A 14,960-nucleotide genomic window follows, 5' to 3' on the forward strand; every position below is an offset into this window, starting at 1 on the left:
GTTGTTACGATAGTGGCTTATGAGCGAAGAAAACTACATGCGCATCATTGATCTGCGCGGAAAAGAACTCAACCGTGCCCAGATGCTCGAGGCGATGCCGCGTGCCGAGATGGGCACCGACGAAGCCACCGAGCTCGTCCAGCCGATCCTCGACGACGTGAAGGCGCACGGAGCGAAGGCGCTGCGTGCATACGCCGAGAAGTTCGACCACGTCGTGCCGAAGTCGCTGCGCGTGCCGAACGACGTCATGGACGCCGCCGTCGCCGAGCTCGACCCCGAAGTGCGCGCCGCGATCGAGGAATCGATCCGCCGCGCCCGCGCCGTCGCGAAGAACCAGGTCCCCGAGGACTTCCACACCGATCTGGCCGAAGGTGCACGCGTGTCCGAACGCTGGATCCCGGTGCAGCGCGTCGGCCTGTACGTGCCCGGCGGCAAAGCCGTCTATCCGAGCTCGGTCATCATGAACGCCGTGCCGGCGCAGGCCGCCGGCGTCGAATCGCTCGCAATCGCCACGCCGCCGAACCGCAACGATCCGGACGGCTGGCCGAACAAGACGATCCTCGCGACCTGCGCGATGCTCGGCGTCGACGAGGTCTACGCGGTCGGCGGCGCACAGGCGATCGCGATGTTCGCGTACGGCGCGACCGACGTCGACAATCCGACGAGCCCGGTGCTGTGCGAGCCGGTCGACAAGATCACCGGCCCGGGCAACATCTTCGTCGCCACGGCGAAGCGCCTCGTCTCCGGCATCGTCGGCATCGACGCCGTCGCCGGCCCGACCGAGATCGCGATCATCGCCGACAAGGACGCGAACCCCGAATGGGTCGCCGCCGACCTCATCGGCCAGGCCGAGCACGACGAACTCGCCGGCTCCGTGCTCATCACCGACAGCCCCGAGCTCGCCGACGCCGTGCAGGCCTCGTTGCTCAAGCGCGTGCCGCGCACCGAGCACGCCGAACGCGTCACCACGTCGCTGTCGGGACGCCAGTCCGGCATCATCCTGACCGATTCGCTCGAGCAGTCGATCGACGCGGCGAACGCCTACGCCGCCGAACACCTCGAAGTGCAGACCGCCGACCCGGACGCCGTCATCGCGAAGATCCGCAACGCCGGCGCGATCTTCCGCGGCCCGTACTCGCCGGTGCCGCTCGGCGACTACATGTCCGGCTCGAACCACGTGCTGCCGACCTCCGGCACGGCGCGCTTCGCCGCCGGCCTCGGCGTGCACACGTTCATGAAGCCCGTCGAAGTCATCGAATACGACGAGCAGGGCCTCAAGGAGCTCGCCTCGCGCGTCAACGCCTTCGCCGTCTCCGAGGATCTGCCGGCGCACGGCGAAAGCGTGCTCAGCCGCTTCGTCGCCGACCCTTACGACAAGGCGACGCTCAAGGACCAGGAAGAGGAGGCGGGCCTTCGATGAGCGAGGGGACGATCCCAGCGAGCCTGCCGCTGCGCAACGACCTGATCGGCGAGGAGCCCTACGGCGCCCCGCAGCTCGACGTGCCGGTGTGCCTCAATGTCAACGAGAACCCGTATCCGCCGAGCCACGCCGTCGTGCGCAGCATCGAAAAGCGCGTGCGCGAGGCGGCCGCCGGCCTCAACCGCTATCCCGACCGTGAGCACATGGAGCTGCGCCAGGCCTTCGTCGACTATCTGGCGAAGGAATCGCAGGCCGATCTGACGACCGACGAAGTGTGGGGCGCGAACGGTTCGAACGAGATCATGCTGCAGCTGTTCCAGGCCTTCGGTGGCCCGGGACGCAACGCGATCGGCTGCGACCCGACCTATTCGATGTACCCGGAGTACGCGCGCGACACGTTCACGACGTGGAATACGGCGCCGCGCCGCGCCGACTTCACACTCGACGTCGACGCGACGATCGCCGCCATCGACGCGAACGAACCGTCGATGGTCGTGCTGACGAGCCCGAACAACCCGACCGGCACGCCGCTGCCGATGCCCGACCTCGAACGCATCCTCGACCACTGCCAGAACGCGCGCGTCGCGGGCGCCGCCGACGGTGTGCACCCGATCGTCGTCGTCGACGAGGCCTACATCGAGTTCCGCGACCCGGGTACGCCGTCGGCGACGACGCTCGTCGGCACCTACGCGAACCTCGCCGTGAGCCGCACGATGAGCAAGGCCTTCGCCTTCGCCGGCGCGCGTGTCGGTTACATCGCCGCGAGCAAGGGCATCATCGACTGCCTGCGCATCGTGCGCATGCCGTACCATCTGTCCGCCGTCACGCAGGCCGCCGCGCTCGCCGGCTTCGACCACACCGACGAGCAGCTCTCGCAGGTCGGTCATCTGCGTGAGACGCGCGAGGCGACGGCCGCTTGGCTGCGCGAGCAGACCTACGCCGGCAAGCCGCTCGAAGTCGCTCCATCGCAGTCGAACTTCCTGATGTTCGGCGGCCACTTCGACGACCGCGGCGCGATCTTCGACGAAATGCTCGAACGCGGCGTGCTCATCCGCGTCGTTGGCCCCGAAGGATGGCTGCGCGTGTGCATGGGCACCGACGAGGAGATGAAGGTCTTCCGCAAGACGCTCGTCGAATCGATGCGCGCCGTCGAAGCGCGCGCGGCGACACGCTGAACCCAACCAATCAAGCAGACAGCAAGTCAGGAGGAACGCGACGATGGCACGTACCGCGACGATCGTGCGTGAAACGAGCGAATCGAGGGTCGAGCTGAGCCTCAACCTCGACGGCACCGGCAAAACCGAGATCAACACGACGGTGCCGTTCTACAACCACATGATGACGGCGCTCGGCAAGCATTCGCTCATCGATCTGAAGATTGACGCGCATGGCGACACCGACATCGACGCGCATCACACGGTCGAGGACACGGCGATCGTCTTCGGCGAGGCGCTCAAGCAGGCGCTCGGCGACAAGCGCGGCATCCGCCGTTTCGCCGACGCGACGGTGCCGCTCGACGAGGCGCTCGCGAAAGCCGTCGTCGACGTCTCCGGACGCCCGTACTGCGTGTGCACCGGCGAACCCGAGGGCTTCCAGTACGCGATGATCGGCGGCCACTTCACCGGCTCGCTCGTACGTCACGTCATGGAATCGATCGCGTTCCACGCCGATATCTGCCTGCATCTGCAGCTCATCGCCGGCCGCGACCCGCATCACATCGCCGAAGCCGAGTTCAAGGCCTTCGCGCGCGCACTGCGTTTCGCAATCGAGCCAGACCCGCGCGTCGACGGCGTCCCGAGCACGAAGGGCGCGCTGTGATGGCCGCGGACGACGACAAGAAGAACGGCAACGACGATTTCGACGGCAACAACGACTTCGATGACGCCGATTTCGACGCCGCGCATTTCGACGACGCCGATCTCGAGGCCGCACTCGAAGGCTTCGAAAAGGAGTTCGCGAACGCCGACATGAACGCGAGCGCGGACGGCGCTGCGAATGGCGATACGAACGCCGGCGCCGCCGCAAACGGCGACGTTCTCGGCGCCGACTTCGAGGACGAGTTGCAGGGCATCCTCGGCAACAAGGCGAAGGGCGCCGTCCTATGCACACATCTGGCGAGCGCGGAGCTTCTCGCCGGAATCTGCCGCCTCGCCGACATCGACGCGCTGTGCGTCGGCGACCGCTACGGTGCCGTCGCCATCCTGCGCGATCTCGAAGGCAACGCCCCGGAGACGGCCGCCCACGATCTGACGACGGTCATCTCCGGCATGGACGCGCTGCTCGTCGTCAACCGCGCCGACAAGATCGAGGCGTCGATCTACGCGGACGGCGAGGCCGTTGAACAGATCCCGCCGCCCTTCGCGTTCCCGACGCTCGCACCCTTCGTCGAGGACTACATGATCGGCCTCGTCGACATCGCCGGCATCGAGGCGCAGGCGGGAGAGACGGTGGACACGGCGTCCATCGCGACGAAACAGGACGCCGAAAGGCGCCTGCGCGCCTTCATGCGCACGCATCCGGCGCCGCCCGACGATCAGGCAACGCGCTGAGCGCGGCCGCACCCACAAACCAGAACATCCGAAAGGCGGAAGGCAAACATGAAGACGGTCGTCGTTTTCGATTACGGATTCGGCAACGTGCGCTCGATGGTGCGCGCGCTCGCCGATCAGGGGTTCGACGTGACGCTGACCTCGGACTACCGGCAGGCGCTTGAGGCGGACGGCCTCGTCGTGCCCGGCGTCGGCGCGTTCGGCGCATGCATGGAAGGTCTGCGCAAAGTCAGCGGCGACCGTGTCATCTACGACCGACTGCGCGCCGAACGTCCGGTGCTCGGCGTATGCGTCGGCGAACAGATCATGTTCGACGAAGGCGACGAGCACGGAGAGGAAAGCGAGGGGCTCGGCCTGATCGGCGGCGCCGTCACGAAACTCGACGCCGACGTCGTGCCGCACATGGGCTGGGACACGCTCGAAGCTCCGGCCGACTCGATCCTGTTCGCCGGCATCGAGCATGAGCGTTTCTACTATGTGCACTCGTACGCGGCGCACGAGGTGCGTCCGGCCGACACGAGCGAATACATGATCGACTTCGGTGACGCCCCCGAACGCGTCGCCTGGTGCGACTATGGGCGCAGCCGCTTCGTCGCCGCCTACGAGCACGGCCCGCTGTTCGCGACGCAGTTCCACCCGGAGAAGTCGGCGCAGGCCGGCGCCAAGCTGCTGCGCAACTGGGCGTCCGTGCTGTGAGCGACGGCGGTTGATCCACCCAGCTCATCGATACACTCATTCGATCAATCCCACCCATTCGACCAACTGATTTGAAGGAAACGAACCCATGTCATTGACCCTTCTTCCCGCCGTCGACGTGCGTGACGGCAAGGCCGTGCGCCTGCGCCAGGGCGAATCCGGATCCGAAACCGACTACGGCTCGCCGCTCGAGGCCGCCCGCACCTGGGTGGACGCCGGCGCGCAGTGGATCCACCTCGTCGATCTCGACGCCGCATTCGGCACCGGCGACAACCGCGCGCAGCTGCGCGAGATCGTCCACGAACTCGGCGATCGCGTCCACATCGAGATGTCCGGCGGCGTGCGCGACGACGATTCGCTGCGCGCCGCGCTCGACGCCGGCGCCGCGCGCGTCAACATCGGCACGGCCGCGCTCGAGAACCCCGACTGGACGGCACGCGTCATCGCCGAATACGGCGACCGCGTCGCCGTCGGCCTCGACGTGCGCGGCCATACGCTCGCCGCGCGCGGCTGGGTCAAGGAGGGCGGCGACCTCTTCGAGACGATGAAGTTCCTCGATGACGCCGGCTGCTCGCGCTACGTCGTCACCGACGTGACGCGCGACGGCATGATGAGCGGCCCGAACATCGATCTGCTGCGCGAAGTCGGCGAACGCACTGACGCGAAGGTGACCGCCTCGGGCGGCATCGCCAAACTCGACGATCTGCACGCGATCGCTGCGCTCGCCGACTACGGCGTCGACTCGGCGATCCTCGGCAAGTCGCTCTACGCGGGCGCGTTCACGCTCGAGGAGGCACTCGCCGTCGCCAACGGCGAGTGACACGCAATCCCACGCGCGCGATCACACGCGCGCAATCATCAATGAAGGCGGCGGCCGGTCGCGGAATCGATTCCGCAGCCGGCCGCCGCCTTCGTCGTAGTATCCAAGATCGGCGTCGCAGGGGAGCGGCATCAGTCCTTGGAACAGGGCAGTTCGCCGTCCTTGATCATCCGTTTGAAGACGCGGTAGTCCTCCTCGTTCTGGTCGGCGTAGGCGTCGGCGAAACTCGCCATCGCGACGTCGAAGGAGTCGGTGCCGCCCAGATAGTTCGCGATCGCGATGCTGTCGCCGCTGCGCGCGTGCGCGTGCGCGAGGCACCACGCGCACATGCGGCCGAGGTCGTTGAGGGAGACGGCGGTCAGATGGTTGATGTCGATCGATCCCTTGCCGTTCCACAGCTGGCGCACATAATAGTCGCGCGGATTGCCGTCGTTGGCGACGAACTTCGTCCAGCCGAGCATGATGTCGGCCGTCGTCTGGATCAGTTTCTGCCCCTGCACGACGCGTTCGCCGTGCGACGGGTACGGGCTGCGGCCGACGAAGCGTTCAAGCACGGAATCGGTGGCCTCCTTCATCTGCAGCATCAGCGGATCGTCGATGTCGCGGCCGGTGAGCACCGACACCCACGCGCGCGTGCCGACCGAACCGACGCCGACGACCTTGCGCGCCGTGTCCTGATAACGATACTGGCTGAGCACATGACGGCGGTCTTCGTACAGCGAATCATGGTAGGACGCGAACAGCTGGTCGAGACGCTGCTGCAGCGCGTGGATGTCGTCGTAGCCTTCGAGTTCGTGGATCGGCACAAGCTCGGGCGGCATCGAACGGAAACGCAGACCGTCGCCGTCGAGATAGGTGAGCTTCGCGGTCGCGCTCGCCGAATCCTTCGACTTCGCCTTCATGACGGCCGCGCGCAGCGTGCGGTTGCGCTTGCCGTGCGCCGACGATTCGAACTGGTCGAGCGTGTTCTCGACGTCGAGATGGTCGTACCACATGTCCAGATAACGCATCTGCGAGAACTGGTTGATGTAGTCACGATACGTTTTCACGCAGTCGCGCACCGCTTGCTGGCGGTCCTTCGAATAGATGTTGTTCGCGCGTCCGCAGATCTCGACGGAGACGGCGAGACGTTTGATGTCCCATTCCCACGGCCCCGTCGTCGTCTCGTCGAAATCGTTGATGTCGAAGACGAGATGCATCGTCGGCGAATAGAAGATGCCGAAGTTGCCGATATGCGCGTCGCCGACCGCCTGCACGGGGATGCCGGTGACCGGCGTGCGCGCGAGGTCGTTCGCCATGATGAGCGCGGTGCCGCGGTAGAACGTGAACGCCGAATCGCTCATCCGGTAATAGCGCAGCGGGATGAGGCTGCGCAGACGCGTCTTCGACTGTTCCTCGAGCAGGCCGATGACGTCGCGTCGATCCTTGACGACCTTCCATACGGCGTGCGATTCAAGCGGCGCCTTCGCACGCGCCTCGATGCCGGCACGCGCACGCGAGCGCGGCGTCGGCGACTGCCGCCATGTGGTGATGTCGACGACCGGGTCGTCGGGGGTGGATACGACGATGTTTCCGTTCATGTGCGTCATACCCGTAACGATAGCGCAGATGGTGACGCGGATGGCGGCGGATGGAGGCGGTCGCGGAGATGGTCGCGGCGAACTTCGTCCGTCATATGGTCGTTAACATCCTCCGTAACATCGGCATGGAACGATGGGCCGCATGGACAAACAGCAAGAGTTCGCGCTCAGGACCGTGGAAGAGCGCGACGTACGTTTCATTCGCCTGTGGTTCACGGACGTGTTGGGAACGCTCAAATCGGTCGCAATCGCGCCTGCGGAGCTGGAGGCGGCGTTCGAGGAGGGCATCGGTTTCGACGGTTCGGCGATCGAAGGCATGACGCGCGTCTCCGAAGACGACATGATCGTCAAGCCCGATCCGAGCACCTTCCAGATCCTTCCATGGCGCGGCGGCCCGCAGGGCACGGCGCGCATGTTCTGCGACATACTCTCGCCGGAGGGTGAACCCTCGCTCGCCGATCCGCGCCACGTGCTCAAGCGCGCGCTGTCGAAGGCGAAGGAGAAGGGCTTCACGTTCTACGTGCACCCGGAGATTGAATTTTACCTGTTCGAAAAGCAGGACGACTGGTCGCTCACGCCGGTGCCGATCGATCAGGGCGGCTACTTCGACCATGTGCCGCGCAGCCCCGGCATGGACTTCCGTCGCGCGACGGTGAACATGCTCGAGCAGATGGGCATCTCGGTCGAGTATTCGCACCATGAGGCCGGCCCGGGTCAGAACGAGATCGATCTGCGCTACGCGGACGCGCTGACGATCGCCGACAACATCATGACCTTCCGCACCGTCGTCAAGGAGATCTCGCTCGAACGCGGCATCCATGCGAGCTTCATGCCCAAGCCGCTCGCCGATGCGCCGGGTTCGGGCATGCATACGCATCTGAGCTTGTTCGAAGGCGACACGAACGCGTTCTACGAGGCGGGTCAGGAGTTCAACATGTCGCTGACGGCACGCCAGTTCGCCGCCGGCATCCTGTATCACGCGGCGGAGATCTGCGCAGTCACCGACCAGTTCGTCAATTCGTACAAGCGTCTATGGGGCGGCAACGAGGCACCGAGCTACATCTGCTGGGGCCACAACAACCGTTCCGCGCTGCTGCGCATCCCGCAGTACAAGCCGGGCAAGGGCAATTCGGCGCGCATCGAGTTCCGTGCCCTCGATCCGGGGGCGAACCCGTATCTGGCGTATTCGGTGCTGCTCGCCGCCGGCCTCGACGGCATCGAGAAGAAGATGCAGCTCGGCGAGCCGACGAGCGACGACGTCTGGGAGCTCACCGACGCCGAACGTCAGGCGATGGGCATCCAGCCGCTGCCCGAATCGCTCGACGAGGCGCTGCGCATCATGGAGAAGTCTGATTTCGTGGCCGATGTCCTCGGCGAGCACGTCTTCGAATACTTCATCCGCAACAAGCGCAAGGAGTGGGAGGAGTACCGCAGTCAGGTGACGCCCTTCGAGCTGCGCAAGTACCTCGCGAAGCTGTGATTGCGCGCTGCCGGCGCGTTTCGCGCGCGGCAGTGTGATTATGGCGGTATACAACGGCAGTCGGTGATTGAGTTTGATCGCCGACTGCCGTTTTTGTATGCGTCTGTAGTTGAGTTCAATCACCGACTGCCATCTGTACGGCTGTACGTGGCAGTTAGTGGTTGAGTTTAATCACCGGCTGCCGTTTCGGCGACCGTTGATGGCAGTTAGTGGTTGAGGCTAATCACGGACTGCCGTCTGTGTAGCCGTCCGTGGCAGTCTGTGGTTGATCTCAACCGCCGACTGCCGCCCACGCCATGTCATTGGCGCGGATCGCCGAACCAGTTGGAGTAGATGATTGAGAAATTGCGGTTGCCGTAGGTCGAGCAGGAGTCGCCCTCGCCGGCGCCGGCGGCGAGCGCCGCGTCGTTCGGCTGGTAGGGCGTGTAGATGTATAGCAGAGCCGTCGCCTTGTTCTCAATGTACACGTTCGCGCCACCGCATGCGACGTCCGGATTGAAGCGGACGAAGTTGAGCCGTCCGGCGTGGAAGTCGTAGCGATCCTCATGGCGTACATAGTACTGGTAGCGTTCCGCCGAGCCGAAGACCTGCTTGAAGAACCCGGCGTATTCGGGATCACAGTGGTCGTCGTCGGGGCAGCTCAGGCCCATCGCCGATTTGAACTGGAATTCCTTCGGATTCGTCGCGGTGACGAGCTGCTGCTCCTTCTGCAGCACCGTGAGCAGCACCTTCGGCGAGACGTCGCAGGCCTGCGACGCCGCCGTGATGATCGCGGCCGCCGACTGCGCCCGCTTCGAGCCCGGGTATTCGCGGCAGTAGTCGTTCGCCTCGCGCCGTTCGACCTTGAACCGCCGCGCGCGCAGACACGAATCCTTCGTGCATGCGGCCCCCTGCTCGTCGAGGAAGGTCTGCACCTGCGTCTCGTCCATCGCGTCGCCGTCAAAGAACTGGCTGTCCGAGATGATATCGCCGGGATTGAAATCATAGGCTTCGGTGAGTTCGACCTGCCGTGCCTTCGCCTCGGAGAGTTCGACGCGGGCGCTGATGAGGTTGCCGATGGCGACGACGAGCGCGATCACGACGATCGCGGCGAGCGCGCCGAAGGTCGCCATCGTCGCGCGTTCAACCGTCGACCCGCTCTTCCAACGTGCGATGAGCGTCGCGAAGGAGCGCCGCGCATGTGACTGCTGGCGTCGGTCGGCGATACGCGACGCAAAGCCGCTGTGAGACGAGCGTTTCGCTGATGATTTCTTCGTCGACGTTGTCTTCGTCGATGATTTCCGCGCCGATGACTGCCGCGCCGATGATTGCGCCGACGTCCGCCCGGCAGACGAGGATTTCGCCGAGCTCGACTTTGCCGAACTCGACTTTGCTCCCGCCGATTTGCGCGCCGTGCCGCTGCCGCCTTTCGCTGGCGCCGGCTTCGGCTTGCGTGACCCTGCCGGCCGCGTCGAACCCGACGTCGGCTGCGCGGGCTTCGTGCGGCGCGGCTTGCTCGGCCCCTGCCTCGGTGTGCCCTTCGATGCTGCCATCGTTCTTCCTTTCCCGTCCTCTCGCGCCGTTGCTGTTCTCTCGCGTTTGTTGTGATTAGCGCAACGCCTTCGCGATGCGCTGCACGCTCACCGGCTGGTTCGTGCCGAGTTCCTGCGCCCACAGCGATACGTAGAACTCCTCCAGCAGCCACCGCGCGCGCATCGCCTTCGCCTGAGACTCGTCGCGCGCGGCGCCGGCGGGCATCGCGTCCGCCTTCGCCATCGCGTCGTCGACGAGACGCTTCGCCTCGTCGGCCTGCCACGCCCAGCGCACGTCGCGGTTCTTGTCGGCTTTCGCCTTGTCGAGGCGCATCAGGTCGGCGCGCAGATAGACGCCGATCCTCGGCAGCGAGAGCGGCGGCGTGCGCCCGATGAACCCGGGGTTGACGAGTGTCGCGACGTGTTCGCGGATCGATTGGAGCACCGACAGCATCGGCAGATCCGCCGGCCCGCTCACCGCCTTGTCGACCTTCGCGTACTGTTCGAGGATCGCGACGACGTCCTTGGCGACGGCGTAGACGGTGTCCTCGTAGACTTGTTCGACGCCGGCGACGGCCTGTGCGAGCGCCGCGTCGTCCTTGAGCGCGCCGATGTCCGGCAGCAGCCGTTTGATGGCGGCGCGCTGCAGATCCTCGACGAGCTGCTTCGTGTCGTCGTAGGGCGCGGCGGCCAGACGCAGCGCCTCGGCGCCGAGCCAACGCGACGAGATGCGTTCGGCGGGCAGCCGCAGACGGTCGAGCGCGCCGTCCCACAGCATCTGCTCGCGCGACTTGGTTGTCGCGCCGGCGTTGCGCAGCAGGTCCGCCTGCTTGACGATCGCTCCGGCGTCGGCGGCCTGCTGCGCCTGACGTTTGACGACCTGACGCGCCGAGACCTGTGCTTCGGCGGCGAAACGGCGCTGCAGCTCGGCGAGCGACTTGCCGCTCGCGACGACCTTCGGCATGACGCGTTCGCGCCGCCGTCCGTGCTTTGGACGCGGCATCGGCTGTTCGATGACGAAGGTCATGCGCAGATACGGCGGCAGTTTCACGGCGAGGTCGTCGAGGACCTCGGGGTGGATCTGCGCGCCGACGACGCTGATCGCGCTCTTCGTGAACACATGCAGGAAATCGGGCCACTGACCGTCGTTGGGTGCCTCAGCCGGGTGCTCGCGTGTGCCGGAACCGGGCTGTTGAGGATAATGCGCGCCGATCCAGTCGTCGATCTTCGCCGCCGTGTCCGGCGCGGGCACGAACTGCACGCGCAGCGTCTTCGGCAGCGCCTTGATCAGCGCGATAATGAGCTCGCGGCGCAATCCGGGCACGTTCCAGCTGAACTCCTGCGGCGAGATGCGCGACAGCGCCGTCATCGGGATATGGACGCTGACGCCGTCGGCCTCGTCGTTCGTGTCATAGACGTAGCTCAGCCGCAGTTCGATCGCGCGGCCATCGGAGCCGACGGTGACCCAATGGTCGGGGAAATCGCCCGGATCGTAGGATTCGGCGTCGAGCAGACGCTCGACCTTCGATGGATCGAAGTCGAGCAGATGCGGATGCGTCTCGTGCTCCTTTTTCCACCATGCGCCCAGATCGGCGACGCTCGTCACGTCCTGCGGGATCAGCGCGTTGTAGAAGTCGAAGAGATCCTCGTCGTTGACGCTCTGCGCGAGCTGACGTGTGCGGCTGGCGTCGTCCTGCGCGTCGGCGACGATTTGGCGGTTGCGTTCGACGAAGCCGTCATAGGCGAAGCGCTGTTGGATCTCGCCTTCGACGAGACCTTGGCGAATCAGGAAGTCGCGCGCCTCGAGCGGATTGATGCGCCCCCACTGCACCTGCCGTCCCTGCACGATCGGCAGGCCGTAGAGCAGCACCTTCGCCTCGGCGACGGCGCTGCCGCGCGACGTCGACCAGTGCGGCTGCGCGTAGGTCGTGCGCGTCAGCCCCTTGGCGAGCGGCTCCGCCCACGCCGGGTCGATCTGCGCGCTGTAGCGCGCCCACAGGCGGCTCGTCTCGACGAGTTCGGTGCTCATGACCCACGGCGGCGTCGACTTGGCGACGGCCGAGGCGGGGAACAGTGCGAAATGCGTGCCGCGCGCGCCCTGATAATCGTTCTTCGCCATCTTCTGGGCGCGCTTGAGCGCACGTGCGCGCGCGGCGCCCTTGAGATTCGCATAATCGGAGGCCTTCGGCTCACGCACGACCTGCATACCGATCATCGACAGCAAACCGGCGAGCATCGAACGGTGGATGCCCTGCGCGTCCCACGAACAGCACAGCGCATGCGCGGCCTGCTGGTTGATCGGCAGCGCGCGCACCGCCTCGTCGGGACGCGAGACCGGGATCGGCTCGCCGACCTTGAACTTGAGTTCGCGGCACAGTTCGCGCAGCTGCGTAACGAGGTCGCGCCACTGGCGCATACGCAGATAGTGGAGGAACTCGGTTTTGCACAGGCGGCGCAGCGCGTTGCCGCTGCGTTCGCCGTCGGCGCCGAACGCGCGGTCCCAGATGTTGAGCGCCGTCAGGAAGTCGCTTGTCGGGTCGACGTAGCGGTTGTGGATGCGGTCGGCCTCGTCGCGCGCCTCCTCGGGACGTTCGCGCGGATCCTGCAGGCTGAGGAACGCGACGACGACGATGAGCGCGGCGAGCGTGTTCGGCGTCGTCGAACGGGCCGCCTCGATGAGCATGCGTCCCAGACGCACGTCGATCGGGATGCGCGCCAGCTGGCGTCCGGTGTGCGTCAGACGGATGTCGCCGCGTGTGCGTGAAATCGCCTGCAGCTCGGTCAGCTCGTTGATGCCGTCGGAGACCGACTTCATGTCCGGCGGGTCGATGAAGCCGAAATCGGTGATGTCGCGCGCCGTGTGCGCGACGCCGACCGACAGCATGTGCAGCACGACGGCGCCGAGCGACGTGCGCAGGATCTCCGGTTCGGTGAACCGCGGACGGCTTTCGTAATCTTCGGCGGAATACAGGCGGATCGCAATGCCGTCGGCGATGCGTCCGCAGCGGCCCGAACGCTGGTCGGCGCTCGCCTGCGAGATCGGCTCGATTGGGAGCCTCTGCACCTTCGCGCTCTTCGAATAGCGCGAGATGCGCGCCAGGCCGGGGTCGACGACGTAGCGGATGCCCGGCACCGTCAGCGACGTCTCGGCGACATTCGTCGCGATGACGATGCGCTGATGGGGGTGCGATTCGAAGACGCGATGCTGGTCCTTCGCGCTCAGACGGGCGAACAGCGGCATGATCTCGATCGCGTCGGGGCGGCGCATGTCGGCGCAGCGCGGGCCGAAGGCGTGGCGGATCGCCTGCTCGTAGTCGCGGATGTCGCGCTCGCCAGCGGCGAAGACGAGGATGTCGCGCGGGCCGCGGTCGTGCGCCGATACAGTCACGAGTTCGGCGCAGGCGCGCGCGACGGCGGTCGGCGTGTCGGTGTCCGCGTCGCGTTCGCCGCCCGCCGTGTCCGTGCGCACGTCGGGGAATCCGGGCACATGCGCCATCAGCGACGGCGCGCCGCCGAGCGGCTCGTAGCAGATCGTGACCGGATAGGTGCGTCCGGAGACCTCGATGACCGGCACCGGGCGCTTCAACGCGTCCTCGAAATGCTTCTGGAACTTGACCGAATCGATCGTCGCCGACGTGATGATGAGCTTGAGGTCGGGCCGCTCGGGCAGCAGCGCCGTCAGATAGCCGAGCAGGAAGTCGATGTTGAGCGTGCGCTCGTGCGCCTCGTCGATGATGATCGTGTCGTAGCGCGTGAGTTTTGGGTCGCGCTGGATCTGAGCGAGCAGGATGCCGTCGGTGACGACGCGCAGCCGCGTCTTCGGCGACGACTCGTCGGTGAAGCGCACCTGATAGCCGACCTCGTCGCCCAGACGCACGCCCAGTTCGCTCGCGATGCGTTCGGCGACGGTGCGCGCGGCGAGGCGTCTCGGCTGCGTGTGCACGATCTGACGGCCGTGCGAGCCGCGGCCGAGTTCGAGCAGGATCTTCGGCAGCTGCGTCGTCTTGCCCGAGCCGGTCTGGCCGGAGACGATGACGACCTGCGCGTGGGTGACGGCCTCGGCGATCGCGTCGCGCGCGCCGCTGACCGGCAGTTCTTCTGGATACGAGAATTTCATATGATGCTGTGCGTTGTGCTTTCCGTAATTTTTAAGTTTGGTGTGATCGGCGTGGCCGCAACGGCCAGCTGCCCGAAAATGAAACGATCAGTGCAGGCGATGGACTTCGATGACGCGGTAGCCTTTCGAGCTCGCGTACTTGTCGACCTCGTAGGCGTCGGACAGCGCGTCGGCGAGCCAGCGCATCAGTGAATCGGAGCCGAGGTTCTTCTGCACGACGAGATACGCGTAGCCGTCCGGCGCCAGGCGCGGCAGCCACGTCATCAGCAGCGTGTGCAGCTCCTCCTTGCCGATACGGATCGGCGGATTCGACCAGATGAGCTCGAACTCGAGCCCTTCCGGGACGTCGTCGGCGTCGCCAACGTGGATGTTCGTGCAGCCGTTGAGTTCGGCGTTGCGTTCGGTCAGTTCGATTGCGCGTTCGTTGACGTCGATCGCGTAGACCTCGGCCTGCGGCGACTCGAGCGCAAGCGCGAGGCTGATCGCGCCCCATCCGCAGCCGATGTCGAGGAAGTCGCCGCGCTCCGGGGGCTGCGGCGCGTGACGCAGCAGCACCGACGTGCCCAGATCGACGCGATGCGCCGAGAAGACGCCGTTCGACGTCTCGACCCGTGCCTCGTGGCCGCGCAGCGTCACGTGCATCTCATGGCGCACGTCCTTAGAGGAAGGGGAGGCCGAGAAATACTGTTCGTTCGCCTGTGGGGATTCGATGTGCGCCATGGTGCTCCGCCTCGCTCTGCTGTATACTGGCATGTCTGCTTATCCGATGATAATCAGGACTCAGTAA

The 14,960-nt window shown here is 65.9% G+C and carries 11 protein-coding genes; 7 read left to right on the forward strand and 4 right to left on the reverse strand.

The genetic code is table 11. The features are described from left to right. Positions 1–19 precede the first annotated feature (19 nt). The 6 genes from hisD to priA all read left to right on the forward strand — a co-directional run bounded on the left by hisD (position 20) and on the right by priA (position 5,485). The gene (gene hisD / locus CGZ88_RS00270; RefSeq protein ID WP_034523775.1) at positions 20–1,420 is read left to right on the forward strand and encodes a histidinol dehydrogenase; all 1,401 of its coding nucleotides are present in this window, start codon (positions 20–22) and stop codon (positions 1,418–1,420) included. After that, complete coding sequence (locus CGZ88_RS00275; RefSeq protein ID WP_026645204.1) at positions 1,417–2,595, forward strand: histidinol-phosphate transaminase; 1,179 nt, start codon at positions 1,417–1,419, stop codon at positions 2,593–2,595. The genes hisD and CGZ88_RS00275 overlap by 4 nt, the downstream gene beginning before the upstream one ends. Positions 2,596–2,638: 43 nt before the next feature. Then, entirely contained in the window at positions 2,639–3,238 is a 600-nt protein-coding gene (gene hisB, locus CGZ88_RS00280; protein WP_026645203.1) for an imidazoleglycerol-phosphate dehydratase HisB, read from the forward strand. Continuing rightward, complete coding sequence (locus CGZ88_RS00285) at positions 3,238–3,969, forward strand: hypothetical protein (RefSeq protein ID WP_101670836.1); 732 nt, start codon at positions 3,238–3,240, stop codon at positions 3,967–3,969. The genes hisB and CGZ88_RS00285 overlap by 1 nt, the downstream gene beginning before the upstream one ends. 48 nt (positions 3,970–4,017) lie before the next feature. Continuing rightward, positions 4,018–4,665, forward strand: a complete 648-nt coding sequence (gene hisH / locus CGZ88_RS00290; RefSeq protein WP_101670837.1) for an imidazole glycerol phosphate synthase subunit HisH — start codon at positions 4,018–4,020, stop codon at positions 4,663–4,665. A gap of 88 nt (positions 4,666–4,753) precedes the next feature. Next, a complete protein-coding gene (gene priA, locus CGZ88_RS00295) occupies positions 4,754–5,485 on the forward strand; it encodes a bifunctional 1-(5-phosphoribosyl)-5-((5-phosphoribosylamino)methylideneamino)imidazole-4-carboxamide isomerase/phosphoribosylanthranilate isomerase PriA (protein ID WP_101670838.1) in 732 nt (243 codons plus the stop codon). 131 nt (positions 5,486–5,616) lie between these two features. On the opposite strand, the gene CGZ88_RS00300 is transcribed toward priA, so the two are convergent. Further along, positions 5,617–7,074, reverse strand: coding sequence for a DUF2252 domain-containing protein (locus CGZ88_RS00300; protein ID WP_423734390.1), 1,458 nt, complete (start codon positions 7,072–7,074; stop codon positions 5,617–5,619). A 133-nt stretch (positions 7,075–7,207) separates the two neighbouring features. Between CGZ88_RS00300 and glnA the strand changes: the two genes are divergently transcribed. Then, positions 7,208–8,545, forward strand: a complete 1,338-nt coding sequence (gene glnA, locus CGZ88_RS00305) for a type I glutamate--ammonia ligase (RefSeq protein ID WP_026645199.1) — start codon at positions 7,208–7,210, stop codon at positions 8,543–8,545. Between the two features lie 299 nt (positions 8,546–8,844). Here the strand turns inward: glnA and CGZ88_RS00310 are convergent, their stop codons facing one another. From CGZ88_RS00310 to CGZ88_RS00320, 3 genes are all read right to left on the reverse strand, one after another. Further along, positions 8,845–9,750: a hemagglutinin gene (locus CGZ88_RS00310; RefSeq protein ID WP_423734402.1), complete on the reverse strand. Its 906-nt coding sequence runs from the start codon at positions 9,748–9,750 to the stop codon at positions 8,845–8,847. Between the two features lie 382 nt (positions 9,751–10,132). Then, positions 10,133–14,173 carry an ATP-dependent RNA helicase HrpA gene (hrpA, locus tag CGZ88_RS00315; protein WP_101670839.1) on the reverse strand — a complete coding sequence of 1,347 codons (4,041 nt, stop codon included), beginning with the start codon at positions 14,171–14,173 and terminating at the stop codon, positions 10,133–10,135. Between the two features lie 87 nt (positions 14,174–14,260). Further along, entirely contained in the window at positions 14,261–14,893 is a 633-nt protein-coding gene (locus tag CGZ88_RS00320; protein WP_026645196.1) for a class I SAM-dependent methyltransferase, read from the reverse strand. Between the last annotated feature and the right edge of the window lie 67 nt (positions 14,894–14,960).

The sequence above is a fragment of the Bifidobacterium anseris genome (assembly GCF_002860345.1).
Classification (GTDB): domain Bacteria; phylum Actinomycetota; class Actinomycetes; order Actinomycetales; family Bifidobacteriaceae; genus Bifidobacterium; species Bifidobacterium anseris.